The following is an 18516-nucleotide window of genomic DNA, read 5'->3' on the forward strand; positions in this document are numbered from 1 at the left end:
GGGCTCAGCTTCCGTGCCCTGGGGCCGTTCCGGCCCGATCGAGAGGTCCTCCCCCGTGGCCACTTCTTCCCCTACGCTGACCCATGCGGATCATCGGCCTGCCCCGGACCGCCATCAAGACCCCAACCGGCGTACGCCTGCGCCGCAGGAGATGGCCTGAGCGAATGAGGGTCAACTAGAGGTAGTCCTGTGACGTGTCAGAGGTTTCTCGTCTTCTACGACGAGAAACCTCCGACAGGTCAACGGAGACGGGAGCGAACGGCGTCAGGCCATGAGCGGGCGGGCTGTGGGCGGGATGGGGGCCGGCAACGCGGTTTCGCCTCCGCGCAACCAGGCGTCCAGTCCCGCCGCGCAGGCACGACCCTCGGCGATCGCCCACACGATCAGCGACTGTCCGCGGCCGGCGTCACCGGCGACGAATACCCCGTCGACGCTGCTCGCGTAGGACGCGTCCCGCTTGATGTTGCCGCGCTCGTCGAGCTCGACCTCCAGCTGTTCGAGCAAGCCGCCACGTTCCGGTCCGACGAAGCCCATCGCCAGCAGGACGAGCTCGGCGGGGATCTCCTCCTCGGTGCCGGGCACAGGTTCGAACCGGCCGTTCTCGAACTTCACCTGCACCAACCGCAACGCCCGGAGCCGCCCCTCGTCGTCGCCGACGAACTCCTGCGTCGACACGGCGTACTTCCGGTCCCCGCCCTCCTCGTGTGCGCTCGACACGCGGAAGATCATCGGGTACGTCGGCCAAGGGTGGGCGACAGGCCGCTCGTCGCTCGGGCGCGGCATGATCTCCAGCTGGACAACGCTCTTCGCGCCCTGGCGATGAGCGGTGCCGAGGCAGTCGGCGCCGGTGTCCCCGCCGCCGATGATGACGACGTTCTTGCCCGCGGCGGTTATCTGGTCGGGGACCTCCTCACCGTGCGCGGCCCGGTTGGCCTGCGGAAGGTACTCCATCGCCTGGTGGATCCCGGCCAGGTCGCGTCCGGGCATCGGCAGGTCACGCGGGATCGTCGAGCCCATCGCCAGGACGACCGCGTCATAGCGGGTACGCAGGTCCTGGCCCGTCACGTCCACGCCGACGTTGACACCGGCGCGGAAGATCGTGCCCTCGCGGGCCATCTGGTCGATCCGGCGGTCGAGGACCCGCTTTTCCATCTTGAACTCGGGGATGCCGTAGCGCAGCAGGCCACCGATCTTGTCGGCGCGTTCGTACACCGCGACCGTGTGACCGGACCGGGTGAGCTGCTGGGCGGCGGCGAGCCCGGACGGGCCCGAGCCGACGACGGCGATCGTGCGTCCGGTCAACCACTCCGGCGGCTGCGGGGTCACCCACCCTTCCTCGAACGCCCGGTCGATGATCGCGACCTCGACGTTCTTGATCGTCACGGCTCCACCGGACGTCGCCTCGTCGATGGCCAGGACACAGGCCGTCTCGCAGGGTGCGGGACACAGCCGGCCGGTGAACTCCGGGAAGTTGTTGGTCGCGTGCAGGCGTTCGATCGCGGCCTGCCAGTCGTCACGCCAGACCAGGTCGTTCCACTCGGGGATGAGGTTGCCGAGCGGGCAACCCTGGTGGCAGAACGGGATACCGCAGTCCATGCAGCGCCCGGCCTGGGCGGAGATGATCGGCAGCAGGGCGTGGCCGATGCCCTTGCCGGGATAGACCTCGTTCCAGTCCCGCAGGCGTTCGCCTACGGGACGACGGTGCGCAACCTCGCGCGGAGTGGTCAGGAAGCCCTTGGGGTCAGCCATGTGCAGCCTCCATGATCGCCTGGTCGACGTCGCGTCCTTCGGCCTCTGCGCGGGCGCGCGCCTGCAGCACCCGTTTGTAGTCCTGCGGCATGATCTTCGTGAACCGGGCGAGTGTCGCCGGCCAGTCCGCAAGGAGCCTCTCCGCCACCGCGGATTCGGTTGCCTGGCCGTGCGCCTTCACCAAGGCTGTCAACAACTCCTTGTCATCGTCGGTGAGCGGCTCCAGATCGACCATCTCCTGGTTGATCCGCCCTGCTCGAAGATCCAGGACGTACGCCACGCCACCGGACATGCCGGCCGCGAAGTTGCGTCCGGTCGCGCCGAGGACGACGACGGTGCCGCCGGTCATGTACTCGCAACCATGGTCACCCACGCCCTCCACGACCGCCGTCACCCCGGAGTTGCGGACGCAGAACCGTTCGCCCACCTTGCCGCGGATGAAGAGCTCGCCACCGGTGGCGCCGTAGGCGATCACGTTGCCGGCGATGATGTTGTCCTCCGCCACCAGCGTGGCCGTTCGGTCCGGGCGTACGACGATCCGCCCACCGGACAGCCCCTTGGCAAGGTAGTCGTTGGCATCGCCTTCCAACCGCAGCGTGATCCCAGGCGGAACGAACGCACCGAACGACTGGCCGGCCGACCCGATGAAGGTGAGGTCGATCGTGTCGTCGGGAAGTCCCCTGCCGCCGTAGATCTTCGTCAGCTCGTGACCGAGCATCGTGCCCACGGTGCGGTTGACGTTGCGGATCGGTACCTGCGCACGGACCGGCTCGCCCTTGTCGAGGGCGTCGCGGGCGAGCTCGATGAGATGGTTGTCGAGCGCCTTCTCCAGGCCGTGGTCCTGGCTGGTCACACACCGGCGTGCGGCGCCACCTGGCAGGTCGGGCACGGCGAGGATCGGGCTGAGGTCGAGCCCCGAGGCCTTCCAGTGCTCGACCGCCTGTCCGACGTCGAGCATCTCGGCGTGGCCGATCGCCTCGTCGAGACTGCGGAACCCCAACTCCGCAAGGTATTCGCGGACCTCCTGCGCGATGTATTCGAAGAAGGTGACCACGAACTCCGGCTTGCCGTTGAAGCGCTTGCGCAGCTCGGGGTTCTGGGTCGCGACGCCGACCGGACACGTGTCGAGGTGGCAGACCCGCATCATGATGCAGCCGGACACGACGAGCGGCGCGGTCGCGAAGCCGTACTCCTCCGCGCCGAGCAGTGCGGCGATCACGACATCGCGGCCGGTCTTGAGCTGCCCGTCGGTCTGGACGACGATCCGGTCCCGCAGCCCGTTGAGCAGCAGCGTCTGCTGGGTCTCGGCGAGGCCCAGCTCCCAGGGCGCACCCGCGTGCTTGAGCGAGGTGAGCGGCGCCGCGCCGGTGCCGCCGTCATGGCCGGAGATCAGCACCACGTCGGCATGCGCCTTGGACACCCCGGCCGCGACCGTACCGACCCCGACCTCGGCGACCAGCTTCACGTGCACCCGCGCCGACGGGTTGGAGTTCTTCAGGTCGTGGATCAGCTGCGCGAGGTCCTCGATCGAGTAGATGTCGTGGTGCGGCGGCGGCGAGATCAGCCCCACACCCGGCGTCGAGTGCCGGGTCTTGGCGATCCACGGGTAGATCTTGCCGCCCGGCAGCTGGCCGCCCTCGCCGGGTTTCGCGCCCTGCGCCATCTTGATCTGCAGGTCACTGGAGTGGGTGAGGTACTCCGACGTCACGCCGAACCGTCCGCTCGCGACCTGCTTGATCGCACTGCGGCGTTCGGGGTCGTAGAGCCGCTCCGCGTCCTCGCCGCCCTCGCCGGTGTTGGACCGGGCGCCGATCCGGTTCATCGCAATGGCGAGCGTCGAGTGCGCCTCCATCGAGATCGAGCCGTACGACATGGCACCGGTCGAGAAGCGCCTGACGATGCTCTCGACCGACTCGACCTCCTCGATCGGCACGGGTGGGCGGACCCCGCTGCGCAGCGAGAACAGTCCACGCAACGTCATCAGTCGCTGCGCCTGCTCGTCGACGCGGCTCGTGTACTGCTTGAAGATGTCGTACCGCTGGCTGCGGGTCGAGTGCTGCAACCGGAACACCGTCTCCGGGTCGAACAGGTGCGGCTCCCCCTCACGCCGCCACTGGTACTCGCCCCCGATCGCCAGGCGCCGGTGCGGCTGCGCGACCCCGTCCCGGGGATACGCCTGCACGTGCCGGCGGCGTACCTCCTCGGCGATCGCGTCGAGCCCCACCCCGCCGAGGCGTGACGTGGTGCCGGTGAAGTACCTGTCGATGACGTCCTGCCCCAGGCCGATCGCCTCGAAGATCTGTGCACCCGTGTAGGACGCGACCGTCGACACGCCCATCTTGCTCATGACCTTGAGCACGCCCTTGCCGAGCGCCTTGACGAGATTGCGGACGGCCTGTTCGGTCTCGATCCCGGTGAGGAAGTCCCCTTCCCGCACGAGGTCCTCGACGCTTTCCATGGCGAGGTAGGGGTTGACCGCCGCCGCGCCGTAGCCGATCAGCAGGGCCACATGGTGCACCTCGCGGACGTCGCCGGCCTCGACGACCAGACCGACCCTGGACCGGGCCTTCTCCCGGATCAGGTGGTGGTGCACCGCTCCGGTGAGGAGCAGCGACGGAATCGGCGCCAGGTCGGCGTTGGAGTGCCGGTCCGACAGCACGATCACCCGCGCGCCGTCGGCGATCGCCGCCGACACCTCCGTGCAGATCTCCTCGAGCCGGCGAGCCAACTCCGCTCCGCCACCCTCGACGCGGTAAAGGCCCTTGACGACGTGCGCGGCGTAGCCGGGGAAGTCACCGTCGCGGTTGACGTGGACGATCTTGGCCAGCTCGTCGTTGTCGATCACCGGGAACGGCAGCACGATCTGCCGGCACGACGCGGGCCCTGCCTCGAGCAGGTTGCGCTCCGGGCCGATCGTCCCGGCGAGTGAGGTGACCAGCTCCTCGCGGATCGCGTCCAGCGGCGGGTTGGTGACCTGGGCGAACAGCTGCGTGAAGTAGTCGAAGAGCAGCCGCGACCGCCCGGACAGCACCGCCACCGGGGTGTCGCTGCCCATCGACCCGATGGGTTCCGCACCCACCCGGGCCATCGGGGCGACGATGACCCGCAACTCCTCCTCGGTGTAGCCGAACGTCTGCTGCCGACGGGTGACCGACGCGTGCGTGTGGACGACGTGCTCACGGGGCGGAAGGTTCTCCAGCCGGATCAGGCCGGCGTGGAGCCATTCGTCGTAGGGGTGCTCGGCCGCGAGCTGGCCCTTGATCTCCTCGTCCTCGATGATCCGGTGCTCGGCGGTGTCCACGAGGAACATCCGACCCGGCTCCAGCCGGCCCTTGCGGACGATCGACTTGGGGTCGAGGTCGAGCACGCCGACCTCGGACGCCAGGACGACGAGGCCGTCGTCGGTGACCCAGTACCGGCTCGGACGCAGGCCGTTGCGGTCGAGGACCGCCCCCACCTGCGTACCGTCGGTGAAGGCCACGCACGCCGGACCGTCCCACGGCTCCATCAGGCAGGAGTGGAACTCGTAGAACGCCCGCCGCTTGGCGTCCATCTCGGTGTGGTTCTCCCACGCCTCGGGAATCATCATCAGCACGGCGTGCGGGAGCGAACGTCCGCCCATCTCGAGCAGCTCGAGCGCCTCGTCGAAGGTGGCGGAGTCACTCGCTTCTGGCGTGCAGATCGGGTAGAGCCGCTGCAGGTCGCCAGCACCATGCTGGTCGTCCGACCCGGGCTTCGCCAGCAGGTCGGAGGCGAGCAGGGCCTCGCGGGCGCGCATCCAGTTCCGGTTGCCCATGACCGTGTTGATCTCGCCGTTGTGGGCGAGATAGCGGTACGGATGGGCGAGTGGCCAGGACGGGAACGTGTTGGTGGAGAAACGGGAGTGCACCAGCGCGATCGCACTCTCGACCCGCCGGTCGGACAGATCGGGAAAGAACGGCTCCAACTGCTCGGTCGTCAGCATTCCCTTGTAGACAAGGGTGCGCGACGACAGCGAGGGGAAGTACACGTCCGTGTCGTTCTCGACGCGCTTGCGCAGCGCGAACGCCCGTCGCTCCAGTGCCAGACCGGGAAGCGCCCCGCCCTCGACACTCGCCACGAAGAGCTGGCGGAACCGCGGCATCACCGCACGGGACGTCTTGCCGAGCAGCTCAGGCGCAACCGGGACGTCACGCCAGCCGACGACGACCAGACCCTCCTCGGCCGCGACCTCCCCCACCCGGCGTACGACGGCGGCATCGGCATCGTCGTCATCGGGCACGAACGCGGTCCCGACCGCGTACTCCCCCGCAGGCGGCAGTGGGAAGTCACAAACCGCACGGAAGAACGCATCGGGAATCTGGATCAGCATCCCGGCTCCGTCACCGGAGTCGGGCTCACTCCCGGAGGCACCGCGGTGGTCGAGATTGCGCAACGCCGTGAACGCCTGATCGACGATCTGCCGACTGGGCTCACCGCTCAACGTCGCGACGAAGGCGACGCCGCAGGCGTCGTGCTCGAACCGCGGGTCGTAAAGGCCGTGCGGCGGCGGGGGCGTTCCGAGCATGTGGATACTCCCGTCGTCGAACTCGCGTTTGAAGGTACTAGCCCGGGGGACGACCCCCGGACCCCCGAACGTGCTCGAGGGACGACGTTGGCCCTGGAGATTGCATGCAGGGTAGCGGAGCGATCCGGGCGCCGGCCATCATCCCTCTCCTGATGGCCATGCGGCCCGAAGTGGCCCAGGGACGACTGACCCGGTCCGAATGAGCGGAAACGGGTCGAAGCGGCTCGGCGTCGAGCTACCTACCTGACATTGTGCATCGTCCCGAACATCATTGTGCATCCTTGGGCCGGGACCCGCCCTGTGACGTTCGTCCCGCCGACTCCGGGCCGCGGACCTCGAAACCGAGTTCGACCGGAACGCCCCGCTGGTCGCCGAGCTCGTGCTGCTCAGCCTCGTCGCGGTCCCCGTGGGCGTCACTGCCGGGCGCGCCGACCCGCGGGTCGGTGTGGGCGCTACCGTCCGTAGCCACCGCGGCTCTGTCGTCGCCCAGCTCGGTGACCGTCTCGCGGCCCGGCCGGAGTCGGGCGGAGATGGCGATGTAGAGCACCGCCGCCAGGAACACCGCCACCGACGTCCACACGTTGAGCCGCAGGCCGGCGACCTGGTTGACGGGGTCGATCCGGAGGTACTCGATCCAGCCCCGTCCCAGCGTGTAGCCCGCCACATAGAGCGCGAACGCCCGGCCGTGGCCCAGCTTGAACCGACGGTCTGCCCAGATCACCAGGCCGGCGACCCCGACATTCCAGACACTTTCGTACAGGAAGGTGGGTTGGAAAGATTCGTACTGCTCGTAGCCAGGCGGGCGGTGCGCCGAGTCGATCTGAAGGCCCCACGGCATCGACGTCGGAGCGCCGAAGAGCTCCTGGTTGAACCAGTTGCCCCATCGGCCGATCGCCTGGGCGAGGATGATCCCCGGCGCCAGAGCGTCGGCCATGGCCGGAAGCGGGATCCCCCGCCGCCGACAGCCGATCCAGGCGCCGAGGGCACCGAACGCGATGCCACCCCAGATGCCGAGGCCGCCCTCCCAGACGGCGAACGCACGGAGCGGATCACGCCCAGCTCCGAAGTAGAGCTGGTAGTCGGTGGCGACGTGGTAGATCCGTGCACCCACCAGGCCGAACGGCACCGCCCAGACGGCGATGTCGGCGACCGTACCGGGTCGGCCGCCGCGGGCGACCCATCTGCGGTTGCCCAGCCAGACGGCGACGATGACGCCGGCGATGATGCACAGGGCGTACGCCCGGATCGGCACCGGACCAAGGTGCCAGACTCCCTGGGACGGGCTGGGAATCAAGGCCTGGATCAGCATGGGCGGGTGTACTCCTGTGCTCCTCGGGATGCGCGGCCCTGCGGGCGGCCTCGCGCCGGTGGGGCCGCGCTTACCGGACGGACACTACCCGGTCACCGCTTGCCCGCGAGCGCATCGGTGATGGCGAGTCTCAGCGCGGTCGGGCTCGTGTCCTCGGGATCGAGCGGCTTGCCGTCGACGAAGACGGTGGGGGTTCCGGAAACGCCCCGGTCTGTCGCCGTCTGGTCGATCGACTGGACCCACTCGGCGAACTTCTCCTCGCGTACGCATGAGCGGAAGGACCCGGAGTCAAGTCCCACGGACCGGCCCAGGGCTACCAGCTGGTCGGTCGTCCAGTCCTGCCGGAAGTTGCTGTACAGCGCGTTGTGCATCTCCTTCGCCCTGCCCTCGTCGGCGGCACAGGCGAAGGCGTTTGCCGACAGCTCCGTCGGGCGACCGAAGTTGTCGAGCGTCACGGGGTAGTAGACGACCCGGACCTTGTCGCTCTCGACCTGCTGGCCGATCATCTTCTCGGCGCCGGTCTCGAACTCCTGGCAGTGCGGACAGGAGAAGTCCTCGAACACCTCGACGACGACCGGCGCATCGGCCTCACCCAGGCCCACGCCGTTGCCCAGGCCGGCGGCTCCGGTGCCCGCTCCGCTCGACTTGGAATAGCCCTCGACGACGCCGGCCGGGGCGGCCGCGTCGGCGTCGATCCGCGATCGCTGCCACTGGACGACGCCCGCGATGGCGACGATGGCGAGCACGACCACGACGGCGATGCCGACCCGGGCGAAGTTCTCGCGCCGCCGCTCCTGCGCCGCCTGCCGTTCTCGCTCGGCCTTGAGCGCGTCGCGGGCCGACTTCTTGGTCATGTCGGTTCCCCCGTCTGACTGGTGTCGAGCGTCTGACTGGTGTCGAGCGTCCGTCTGGTGTCGAGCGCGAACCGACCGGCGCCGAAGACCGCCAGCCACGCCGCGCAGAGGGTGAGTCCGAGATCTCGCAGGATCTCCTCGAGGTACTTCGTCTGGGCGGGGTCCACCGGTCCGCCGTCGCCGAAGCAGCCACAGTCGATCGACAGCCCACGCGCCCAGACCGAGGCGATACCGGCCACGAACACCAGCATGAGTACCCCGGAGAAGACGGCCGCCACCCGGGTCCCCATACCCAGGATGAGCGCCACCGCGAGAACGATCTCCACGAACGGCAGGGTGTAGCCGACGGCCGCGTCGACGCCGTACGGCAGAAGTTGGTACGCCCGCACGGCCCGGACCTGTTCGGTGGGGGCGACGCCGAGTTTGAGGATTCCGGCGACGAGCAGAACACCGCCAAGGACCAGCCGCGCAGCCAACGAGACCCAGGGCGCGCTGGCGCGCCAGCGGTGCCTTCCGGGAGCTGATATGGCGGCGGTGGGGTCGGCCGTGTCAGTGCCCACGACGCCGGACTCCAGCGGCCAGGTCCCGGGCGAGCTCCTCGACCCCCGTCCGGCCGGCGTGCCCATCCGAGGCGGTGAGGACCCGGCGGACGAACGCCGAACCGACGATCACCGCGTCGGCGTACGACGCGACCTCGGCGGCCTGGTCACCGTTGGAGACGCCGAGCCCGACGCCCACCGGCAGCGCGGTCACCGCGCGGGTACGGGTCACGAGGTCCGGCGCGATCCGCGAGGTCTGCGCCCGGGCTCCGGTGACCCCCATCACCGACGTCGCGTAGACGAAGCCGCGGCAGGCGTCGGCCGTGATCCGGAGCCGCTCGTCGGTCGAGGACGGCGCGACGAGGAACACACGGTCGAGGCCGGTCGCGTCGGACGCCGCGATCCACTCGCCGGCCTCCTCCGGGATCAGGTCCGGTGTGACCAGGGCCGACCCGCCCGCCGCGGAGAAGTCGCGGGCGAACCGGTCGAGGCCGTACTGCTCGATCGGGTTCCAGTAGGTCATGAGGATGACGCAGACACCGGTTCCGGCGACCGCCTCGATGGTCCGCAACACATCGGTCGTACGAATCCCGCCACGCAGCGCCTGCTCCGACGCCGCCTGGATCACCGGTCCGTCCATCGTCGGGTCGGAGTAGGGCAACTCGACCTCGATCACGTCGACCCCGCCGTCGACCATGGCCTTCATGACCGCGATCGCGTCGTCGTAGGTCGGGAAGCCGGCTGGGAGGCAGCCGACGAGTACGCCGCGGTTCTCCCCCCGCGCCTTGTCGAAGAGGGGCGTGACGCTCATGTCCTATTCCTCTTCCTGCGCGTCCGAGCCGGGCTTCTCGTCGAGCAATCCGAACCACCGCGCGGCGGTGTCCATGTCCTTGTCGCCGCGCCCGGACAGTCCGACGAGGAGGACCGCGTCGGGTCCGAGTTCCTTCGCGACCCTGAGCGCCCCGGCCACGGCATGCGCCGACTCGATCGCCGGGATGATCCCCTCGGTCCGGGTGAGCAGCCGGAACGCCTCCATCGCCTCCGCGTCGGACACCGGCGCGTAGGTCGCGCGACCGGTGTCATGCAGCCAGCTGTGCTCGGGGCCGACACCGGGATAGTCGAGCCCGGCCGAGATGGAGTGACTCTCGATCGTCTGGCCGTCGTCATCCTGCAGGACGTAGGACCGGGACCCGTGGAGGACACCGATCCGCCCACCGCTGATCGACGCCGCGTGCCGCCCCGTCTCGCCATGTCGGATTGCTGCTTCGCTGGCATCGCCACCGGCCTCGAAGCCGTACAGCCGGACGTCCTCGTCGGGAACGAACGCCGCGAACAACCCCATCGCGTTGGAGCCACCACCGACGCAGGCACAGGCCGCGTCCGGCAGCCGGCCGAGAAGCTCGAGCGACTGGGCGCGCGCCTCGTCGCCGATCCCGCGGCAGAAGTCACGCACCATCGCCGGGAACGGGTGCGGCCCGGCCACCGAGCCGATCAGGTAGTGCGTGTGGTCGACGGTCGCCACCCAGTCGCGGAGCGCTTCGTTCATCGCGTCCTTGAGGGTGCGGCTGCCGGAACGGACGGGAACCACCTCGGCGCCGAGCATCCGCATCCGGGCGACGTTGAGCGCCTGCCGACGGGTGTCCTCCTCGCCCATGTAGACCAGGCACTCCAGGTCGAGGTAGGCGGCGGCGGTCGCGGCGGCGACGCCGTGCTGGCCCGCGCCTGTCTCGGCGATGACGCGTCGCTTGCCCATCCGCTTGGTGAGCAGGGCCTGCCCGAGCACGTTGCGGATCTTGTGGGCGCCGGTGTGGTTGAGGTCCTCCCGCTTGAGCAGGATCCGGGCACCGGCGACCTCGGAAAGGCGGGTCGCGTCATAGAGCAGGCTTGGCACGCCGGCGTACTCACGAAGCATCCGGTTGAGCTCTCCGGTGAACTCCGGGTCCGCGAGCGCCTCTGCCCGTGCCGCGTCCAGTTCGTTCAGGGCCGCGATCAAGGCTTCAGGAACGAACCGGCCGCCGAAGCGGCCCCAGTGCCCGGTCGCGTCGGGTCCGGCCGGTGTTCCGGCGGGGAAGCTCGTCACAAGATCGGTCATGGGCGCCACTCAGTCGTGGTGAAGGGCGGGATGCGCACCGGCCGCGACGAGATCCGCGACCGCCGAGCGCGGGTCCTTGCCGGTGACGAGGCTCTCGCCGACCAGCACCGCGTGGGCGCCGGCTCGTGCGTACTCGATCACGTCATGGGGTCCACGAACGCCCGACTCGGCGATCTTGACGATGTTGTCGGGGATCTTGGGCGAGAGCCGGGCGAACGCGGTCCGGTCGACCTCGAGCGTCTTCAGGTCACGGGCGTTGACACCGATGACCTTCGCGCCCGCGTCGGCCGCGCGGACGACCTCCTCCTCGGTGTGACACTCGACGAACGGAGTGAGGCCGATCGACTCGGCACGTTCGATGAGCGAGACCAGTGCGTTCTGGTCCAGTGCCGCGACGATCAGCAGCACCAGGTCGGCACCGTAGGCCCTGGCCTCCCACAACTGATAACTGGTGAGAACGAAATCCTTGCGCAACAGGGGGACCTCGACAGCGGACCGGACCGCCCGCAGGTCATCGATCGTGCCGCCGAACCTGCGGTTCTCGGTGAGCACGCTGATCGCCGCCGCGCCGCCGGCCTGGTAGTCCACCGCCAATGCGGCCGGATCGGCGATCGCGGCCAGCGCACCCTTGCTCGGGCTCGAGCGCTTGACCTCGGCGATGATCGCCACTCGGTCGCCGCGCAACATCGGCATCGGGTCGATCGCATACGGCAGGTGCGCGGTCCGAGCCTTGAGATCCTCGATCGAGACTCTCGCCTGGCGCTCGGCTAGATCGGCACGCACGCCGTCGAGGATGTCGTCGAGGACGCTCACGCGGTCAGGTCCTTCCTGCGCGGCTACCAGGGCTCGAACGGACCCGATTCCCCGCGGCCCGTGCACTCCCTGAGGACGAGGTTCAGACTAACGACGCCCTGTCGCCGGGCCGACACCGGATGGCTCCCCCGAGCGTGCTCCAAGCCCACCCCGAGCCTGCCCCAAGCCCGCCTCGAGTCGACCCGAGCCGGGACACAAGCGAGGGCCCCGCACACAGCGCGGGGCCCTGAGGAATCGTCGTACGGAGAGGAGTCACACCTTGACGACGAGGGTGGACATGATCTTGTCGGCGAACGTCTGGCGCTTCTGGTCCCACAAGGGCCACAGATAGCCGATGTAACAGGCCATGCCGTCGAGAACGTGGGCGAGGGCACGCACGAACGCCACCCCGGCACCAACCGGCTGACCGTCGGACTCACGGAGCAACTTCAGGCCAAGGACCTGCTTGCCGACGGTCTGACCGGTACTCCCCTGCCGGATGACGACGTTCCAGATCCCCAACCCGAGGCTGACAAGCCCGAGCAGGCCGGCGATGATGCCGGTCACGCCGTCCGGCGGAGTGCCCTGCGCGAGCGACGGGATGTAGAGCGCATAGCTCACGGCAAGGGGGATGCCGGTGACCAGTCCGTCAAGGAGAGTGGCGCCGACGCGCTGCAACCAGGTGCCGAGCTGGTCCGGACCGGGCTGTCCCACCATCTGGGCGTACTGCTGCGCGTACTGGCCGTAGGGGTCCGGTTGGCCGTACTGCCCCTGGCCATAGGCCTGCTGACCGTAGGGCTGACCGGCATACGGCTGCTGGCCGTACTGACCCTGACCCGGCTGGCCCTGACCCGGCTGGCCCTGACCCGGCTGAGGCTGGCCATACGGTTGCTGGCCGTACTGCCCCTGACCCGGCTGACCCTGACCCGGCTGAGGCTGCCCATAGGGCTGCTGACCGTACTGACCCTGACCCGACTGGCCCTGACCCGGCTGAGGCTGGCCATACGGTTGCTGGCCGTACTGGCCCTGGCCTTGGGCGTACTGGCCCTGACCTGGCTGGCCCTGACCCTGGCCATACGGCTGCTGACCGTACTGACCCTGACCCGACTGGGGCTGGCCATACGGTTGCTGGCCGTACTGCTGTTGGCCGTACTGCTGTTGGCCGGACTGGCCCTGGCCGTACTGCTGACCCGACTGCCCAGTCTGGCCGTACTCGCCCTGGCCGTATTCCGGCTGGCCGTATTCCGGCTGGCCGTACTCGCCCTGACCGTGGGGCTGCTGCCCGCCGCGGCCCGACGACTGTCCCTGCTCGTGGGGGTCAGAGCCCGCAGGCGGGTTCGGCGTACTCACAACCGTCTCCATTCGAAAGTGTCCTAGTGAACCCGAGCAGGCTAGCGACCCGCAGGCGCGCAGGGAACAGCTCCCGGGTGAGTCCCAGGGAGAGAGTCTGCCGTCCATGGCGACCACGCGCTACCAGGCGCCGACACCAACCCTGGGTCGTACGCCTCGGACCCGCGCCGCGCGCCTGCCGACGGCTACCGTTGAGGTGTGCCGGACTCCCATCCACCAGCCACCCCGCCAGCCAGCGTCCTGGCGGGAATGGCGGTCGCCGCGCTCGGCGGATTGAGTATCGCGGGCATCTACTCCTGGAGTGGCGGCACCCTCCGCATCCCCTGCCTGCTGCGGAGCACCACTGGCCTGGCCTGCCCGTTCTGCGGGACGACCCGCATGGTCGCCGCACTGTTGCACGGCGACCTCACGAGCGCGCTCCTCTTCAACGCGCCGGTTCTCGTGGCGGCAACGGTGGCGGGCTACGTCTGGATGAGCTGGGTGCTGGAGCGGCACGGGAACCGCCGGTTGCGGTTGCCGCGCCCCCGCCTCACGCCTGTGGGCCGACACCGGTTGACCGGCGCACTGATCGGCCTTGCGGTGGTGTTCATGGTCGTACGCAACCTGCCCTGGGAGCCCTTCACCGTCCTCGGCGCCTGACCGACCAGCCGTCGTCTGATCTGCCCAGGCGATGCGCTGACCGGCTCAGGCGTCGAGCGCCGTCGCCACCAGGTCGAAGTACTGGTCGCCTCGCACCACGCGGAACTCCGGACCCAGCGACCCGGTCACCGTCACCAGGTCCTCCGGGGTGACGCTCCAGGCGTTGACGCCGAGAGCGACGAACGCGGGCGAGGTGCCGTCCCAGCCTTCGAGGGCGGCTGCCAAGGTGTTCTGCGCCTCGTCGACGGCGCCCACACCGCGGATGGTCGACAGCGGAGTACGACCGAGGAGCAACGAGGTCTCGCTCGTCCCGCCCCAGTTCAGCAGCATCCCGGTGGGACCGACGTCCTCGACGTAGGCACGGGCCTTCGCCTCGCTGAGGTCGACGTCGGCGTGATCGACCCGGTTCAGGACGTACATGATGTCCATGCCGGTGTCGGCCATGTAGCGCCGGGTCTGCTTGGTGAACGTGGCGAACGTCTCGTCCGGCCAAGGGTTTGGGTAGATGTAGCCGGCGCCCGACGGACCGGCGACGAGGAGGTCGTTCTCTGTGGCCGTGCGTTGGTAGTAGCTGAGGAAGTGTCGAGCCGCGTCCTTCAGAATCGGTGTGGTCGTCCAGTTGATCGGCACGTCGCCGCGGGCGGGGTTGTCCCACAGGACGCGGAGCCGGTGCTCGTTGTACTGCAGGTTGTCACCTTCGGACATCGTGAACGTGACGTAGATCTTGTTCTCCAGCGGGACCTTCGGCGCTGGCTTCTGCTCGTCGGAGATCGGCGCCCTCGCACCCGAGTGGACGCTCATGTTCTCGAACCAGTCCGCCGCGAGCACGTAGACACCGTGCGTGGAGCAGAGCTCGGTGCCGCCGAACTCCCCCGCGATGTCCTGCGCGAACCAGCCGAGGTACGGCGTCGTCGGCGCGACGTCGGACATGATCTGCTCGAACAGGGCCCGCTCCTCCGGCACGTTCGGGTCGAGCCAGAACGTCATCGCCTTGTTCGCCACCGCGTAGTCGCGCAGGTAGGCGAACCCTTCCTGGCCAGGGATCACCGGTTCGACGCCCGTCACCGACAGCGTGAACTCGTTCCACATCTCGACCGACAGCGTGAGCTGCTGAGCACCCGCCGGCGGCTCGAACCGGTAGACGAAGTAGCGGTCGCCGTCGGCGAACCGGTGTAGCGGTGGACCGAGGCTGGTCTGGGAGTTGTTGGCGTCGAAGAGGTACGGCTCCTCGACGTCGGTGCCGGGCGTGAACCGCGCGACCTCGGCCCCGTCCGCTGTGAGGACGACCTCGGTGACGGCGGGTCCCCAGCCGTCACCGGTGAACGCGTCGTCGAAGCGCACCCACACACCCTCGGTGCCGAGGTGGTCGGTCAGGTCGAACTCGTACACCTGCCGGTTGGCGGCGTCGTGCTCGTGTGCGTCGACCTTGGCCAAGGTGGTGTAGCCGTCCGGCACACCGGGCGGCAGGTTGACGTCGCGCTGTGGCGGAAGTCCGACCAGCATGCGGTGCGTGGTACGCGACCAGAGGTGGTCGAACTGCCAGGTGTACGCCTCGACCCGACTGGTGAAGCGCCCCCGCAGATCCTCGAGGACCTGCAAGCCGTAGTCGCCGGTCAGCCGGTCGGCCAGTGCGGGGCTCGCCACGACCGCGTTCTCCAGCCCGGCCAGGGTGGTGGCGACGTTGATCGAGTCGGGGAGGTCGGGGTCGTAGACGATGATGCCGCGTGCGGTGGTGTGGTACTCGTCCACCAGCGTCCACGCGTTGTCGTGGATGGTGAAGGGAACGCCCACGGCTTCCAGCCAGGTGGTGCGACCCTCGCCGCCCGTCGCGTCGTCACCGATGAGGTAGACCCTGGGCGAGGTGCGGTTGACGATGCCCTGAAGCGTGCCGAGCAACAGCTTCTCGTCGCCCGAGAGCGTCGTGATGTCGGCGGCGTCGAGCCGCGTCGGCACGGCGAAGCGCGGGAGGGCCTGGCCTTTCGGCCAACTGATCCCGCCGCCAGTGGCCGCGGTCGCGGTCTGTGTGCCGACGGTCGAGGCCAGCACGCCGACCGCGATGCCGCCGAGGACGGACCGGCGCGACGGCGTAGGAAGAATGCTGGAACGGTCGTCCCCCGCGCCCTGGATCTCGGGTCGCATATGCCACACCTCTCATGCCCGACCCTTGAGGAGGGCAGGCGCGAATCCTCAACAATGCAAGGAAGTTCGTCCGATGCGACGGGGACCCGTCGCCGGTCGAGTGAGATTGTGGAGGACGGTGGCGGGGTCGACAAGGTCGTTGGCCACAGCAGGCCGCCGGGCGTTGCGGCGGGCCATCCGACGGGTCGGGCTCAGCGGGTACGCAGGACGTCAGCCAGCTGGTCCAGTGCCCAGTCGAGGTCCGCGGGCTCGACCGTCAGGGGCGGTGCGAGCCGGATGGTGGAGCCGTGCGTGTCCTTGGCGAGCACACGCCGCTCAGCGAGCGACGCGCAGATGTCCCGGCCGGTGCCGAGGGCCGGGTCGACGTCGAGGCCGGCCCACAGGCCGACGCCGCGCACCGCGTGGAGCCCGGAACCCACCAAGCCCTGCAGGCGCTCGTGCATCACCGCGCCCAGCTCGCGGGCGCGGGCCTGGTACGTACCCTCCCGCAGGAGGCCGACCACCGCGCGACCGACGGCGCACGCCAACGGGTTGCCACCGAAGGTGCTCCCGTGCTGGCCCGGCCGCACGACGCCGACGACCTCACGCGAGCCGACCACCGCGGACACCGGGACGATCCCACCACCCAATGCCTTGCCGAGAATCACGAGATCGGGCACCACACCGGCCAGTTCGCAGGCGAGTGTCGTGCCGGTACGCCCGAGGCCGGACTGGATCTCGTCGGCGAGAAGCAGCACACCGCGTTGCGTACACACCCGGCGTACCGCGGCCAGGTAGCCGTCCGGCGGCACGATGACGCCGGCCTCACCCTGAATCGGTTCGAGAAGAACCGCGACCGTCGTGTCGTCGATCGCGTCGGCGAGGGCGCCGGCGTCTCCGTACGGCACGGTGACGAAGCCCGGCGTGTAGGGACCGTAGTGGTCGTGTGCGTCCGGGTCGTCGGAGAAGCTCACGATGCTGAGGGTGCGACCGTGGAAGTTGCCGCTCGCGACGATGACCTTCGCCGTTCCGTCGGGCACGCCCTTGACCTCATAGCCCCACTTGCGCGCCAGTTTCAACGCGGTCTCGACGGCCTCCGCTCCGGTGTTCATCGGGAGCACCATCGCGTCGTCGGGCAGGCCCGCGGTGGCGGTGAGCGCGACGAGCTCGGAGCAGAACGGCCCGAACTGGTCGTGGTGGAACGCCCGGCTGGTCAGGGTCACCCGGTCCAACTGTTCCCGCGCGGCGGCGAGGAGCAGCGGGTGCCGGTGACCGAAGTTCAGCGCCGAGTAGCCGGCGAGGCAGTCGAGGTAGCGACGACCGTCGACGTCGGTCACCCAGGCGCCCTCGGCCTCCGCCACGACGACCGGAAGTGGGTGGTAGTTGTGCGCGGCGTACCGCTCGGCGAGGCCGATGGCCTCGCCCGCCCGCGAGGTCACGTCGCTGATCATCGCCGCTCCTCCTCGCGCTCCCGTGCCGGCCGGATCTCGAGCGTGCAGCACTTCGGGCCGCCACCGGACTTGCGGAGTTCCGACACGTCGACCGTGACCGGTTCGAAGCCACGCTCGGCGACCTGACGAGCGAGACTGGTCGCCTGGACCGGGAGGACGACGTGGCGCCCGTCGGACACGGCGTTCAGCCCGAGGACCATGGCGTCGGCCTCGTCGGCGAGGATCGCGTGCGGGTACATCTCCCGCAGCCGATCCTGGCTCTCCGGCGAGAACGCCGGTGGGTAGTACGCGATCGTCTCCTCGTCCAGCACTGCCAGTGCCGTGTCGAGGTGGTACAGCCGGGGGTCGACCAGGTCGAGGGACACCACCGGGCGACCGGTGAACTCGGCCAGCTCGCGATGGGCACCCGGCTCGGTCCGGAAACCGGTACCGGCGAGAATCAGGTCGGGCATGGTGAGGAAGTCACCCTCGCCTTCGGCGACCGACAGGGGCACGTAGGTGTCGCGCACCCCCACCGTCGTGCCGTGGGTCTTGAACCAGGCGAGGTAGTGCACCGCCTCGGGCAGCCGTTGGACGTGACGGAACCGCGGACCGAACGCCTGGCCGTCGACGACGACGGCGCCGTTCGCGGCGAAGACCATGTCGGGAAGGCCGGGCACCGGGTCGATCAGGTGCACCTCGTGGCCGAGGTCGACATAGGTCTGCCGGAGCGTCTCCCACTGAGCCAGCGCGCGCTCGCCGTCCACGCGAGCGGCCGGGTCGTCGGGATGCATCCACGGATTGATGGAGTACGCCACGGTGAAATACCTCGGCCGGCACATGAGATACCGCCGCCGGGTCGCCGGCCGCGTGCTCTGCCTGTGCATGACCTCACGACGCTCGGTCATCGCGCCCCCCTTGCCCCGATGCGTACGTATCGTCGCCCCTTCGCGTACGTACGTCATGAGCGTAGGTCGCCGACCAGGGGCGATCCAATGCGCGGCACGTCCTTCCAGGTAGCGGATCGTTGCGTCATCTCGGGCACAGACAGCGAATCATTGCGTGGGAGCGCTCGCGTCCATTGTGTCCGACGGGAAT

At 69.3% G+C, this 18516-nt stretch carries 14 protein-coding genes; 2 read left to right on the forward strand and 12 right to left on the reverse strand.

Going from position 1 to position 18516, the window contains the following annotated elements:
* Nucleotides 1-264: 264 nt before the first annotated feature.
* The 9 genes from ABN028_RS25980 to ABN028_RS26020 form a co-directional block, all read right to left on the reverse strand.
* Nucleotides 265-1749, reverse strand: coding sequence for a glutamate synthase subunit beta (locus ABN028_RS25980; RefSeq protein ID WP_349328032.1), 1485 nt, complete (start codon nt 1747-1749; stop codon nt 265-267).
* Nucleotides 1742-6295 (reverse strand): glutamate synthase large subunit, encoded by a 4554-nt coding sequence (gltB, locus tag ABN028_RS25985; protein WP_349328031.1) that lies wholly within the window; start codon nt 6293-6295, stop codon nt 1742-1744. The genes ABN028_RS25980 and gltB overlap by 8 nt, the downstream gene beginning before the upstream one ends.
* Nucleotides 6296-6563: 268 nt before the next feature.
* Nucleotides 6564-7604, reverse strand: coding sequence for a prolipoprotein diacylglyceryl transferase (gene lgt, locus ABN028_RS25990; RefSeq protein WP_349698427.1), 1041 nt, complete (start codon nt 7602-7604; stop codon nt 6564-6566).
* Nucleotides 7605-7696: 92 nt separating this feature from the next.
* Complete coding sequence (locus tag ABN028_RS25995) at nt 7697-8458, reverse strand: DsbA family protein (RefSeq protein WP_349698428.1); 762 nt, start codon at nt 8456-8458, stop codon at nt 7697-7699.
* Complete coding sequence (locus ABN028_RS26000) at nt 8455-9018, reverse strand: MauE/DoxX family redox-associated membrane protein (RefSeq protein WP_349698429.1); 564 nt, start codon at nt 9016-9018, stop codon at nt 8455-8457. The genes ABN028_RS25995 and ABN028_RS26000 overlap by 4 nt, the downstream gene beginning before the upstream one ends.
* Nucleotides 9008-9808 carry a tryptophan synthase subunit alpha gene (gene trpA / locus ABN028_RS26005; protein WP_349328027.1) on the reverse strand — a complete coding sequence of 267 codons (801 nt, stop codon included), beginning with the start codon at nt 9806-9808 and terminating at the stop codon, nt 9008-9010. The genes ABN028_RS26000 and trpA overlap by 11 nt, the downstream gene beginning before the upstream one ends.
* Nucleotides 9809-9811: 3 nt before the next feature.
* On the reverse strand, nt 9812-11089 hold the full coding sequence (gene trpB / locus ABN028_RS26010) for a tryptophan synthase subunit beta (protein WP_349328026.1): 1278 nt from the start codon (nt 11087-11089) through the stop codon (nt 9812-9814).
* A gap of 9 nt (nt 11090-11098) precedes the next feature.
* A complete protein-coding gene (gene trpC / locus ABN028_RS26015) occupies nt 11099-11902 on the reverse strand; it encodes an indole-3-glycerol phosphate synthase TrpC (protein ID WP_349698430.1) in 804 nt (267 codons plus the stop codon).
* Between the two features lie 252 nt (nt 11903-12154).
* Complete coding sequence (locus ABN028_RS26020; protein ID WP_349328024.1) at nt 12155-12598, reverse strand: RDD family protein; 444 nt, start codon at nt 12596-12598, stop codon at nt 12155-12157.
* Between the two features lie 39 nt (nt 12599-12637).
* Between ABN028_RS26020 and ABN028_RS26025 the strand changes: the two genes are divergently transcribed.
* Nucleotides 12638-13258 carry a hypothetical protein gene (locus ABN028_RS26025; RefSeq protein ID WP_349698431.1) on the forward strand — a complete coding sequence of 207 codons (621 nt, stop codon included), beginning with the start codon at nt 12638-12640 and terminating at the stop codon, nt 13256-13258.
* 171 nt (nt 13259-13429) lie between these two features.
* Nucleotides 13430-13870 (forward strand): DUF2752 domain-containing protein, encoded by a 441-nt coding sequence (locus tag ABN028_RS26030; RefSeq protein ID WP_349698432.1) that lies wholly within the window; start codon nt 13430-13432, stop codon nt 13868-13870.
* 45 nt (nt 13871-13915) lie between these two features.
* On the opposite strand, the gene ABN028_RS26035 is transcribed toward ABN028_RS26030, so the two are convergent.
* The 3 genes from ABN028_RS26035 to ddaH form a co-directional block, all read right to left on the reverse strand.
* Nucleotides 13916-16009, reverse strand: coding sequence for a GxGYxYP domain-containing protein (locus ABN028_RS26035; RefSeq protein WP_349698433.1), 2094 nt, complete (start codon nt 16007-16009; stop codon nt 13916-13918).
* Nucleotides 16010-16200: 191 nt separating this feature from the next.
* On the reverse strand, nt 16201-17439 hold the full coding sequence (rocD, locus tag ABN028_RS26040; RefSeq protein WP_349328020.1) for an ornithine--oxo-acid transaminase: 1239 nt from the start codon (nt 17437-17439) through the stop codon (nt 16201-16203).
* Nucleotides 17436-18326 (reverse strand): dimethylargininase, encoded by an 891-nt coding sequence (gene ddaH / locus ABN028_RS26045; protein WP_349698434.1) that lies wholly within the window; start codon nt 18324-18326, stop codon nt 17436-17438. Before ddaH ends, rocD begins: the two co-directional genes overlap by 4 nt.
* Nucleotides 18327-18516: the final 190 nt, after the last annotated feature.

The organism is Actinopolymorpha sp. B17G11 (genome assembly GCF_040196095.1).
In the GTDB taxonomy this organism is placed as follows: Bacteria; Actinomycetota; Actinomycetes; order Propionibacteriales; family Actinopolymorphaceae; genus Thermasporomyces.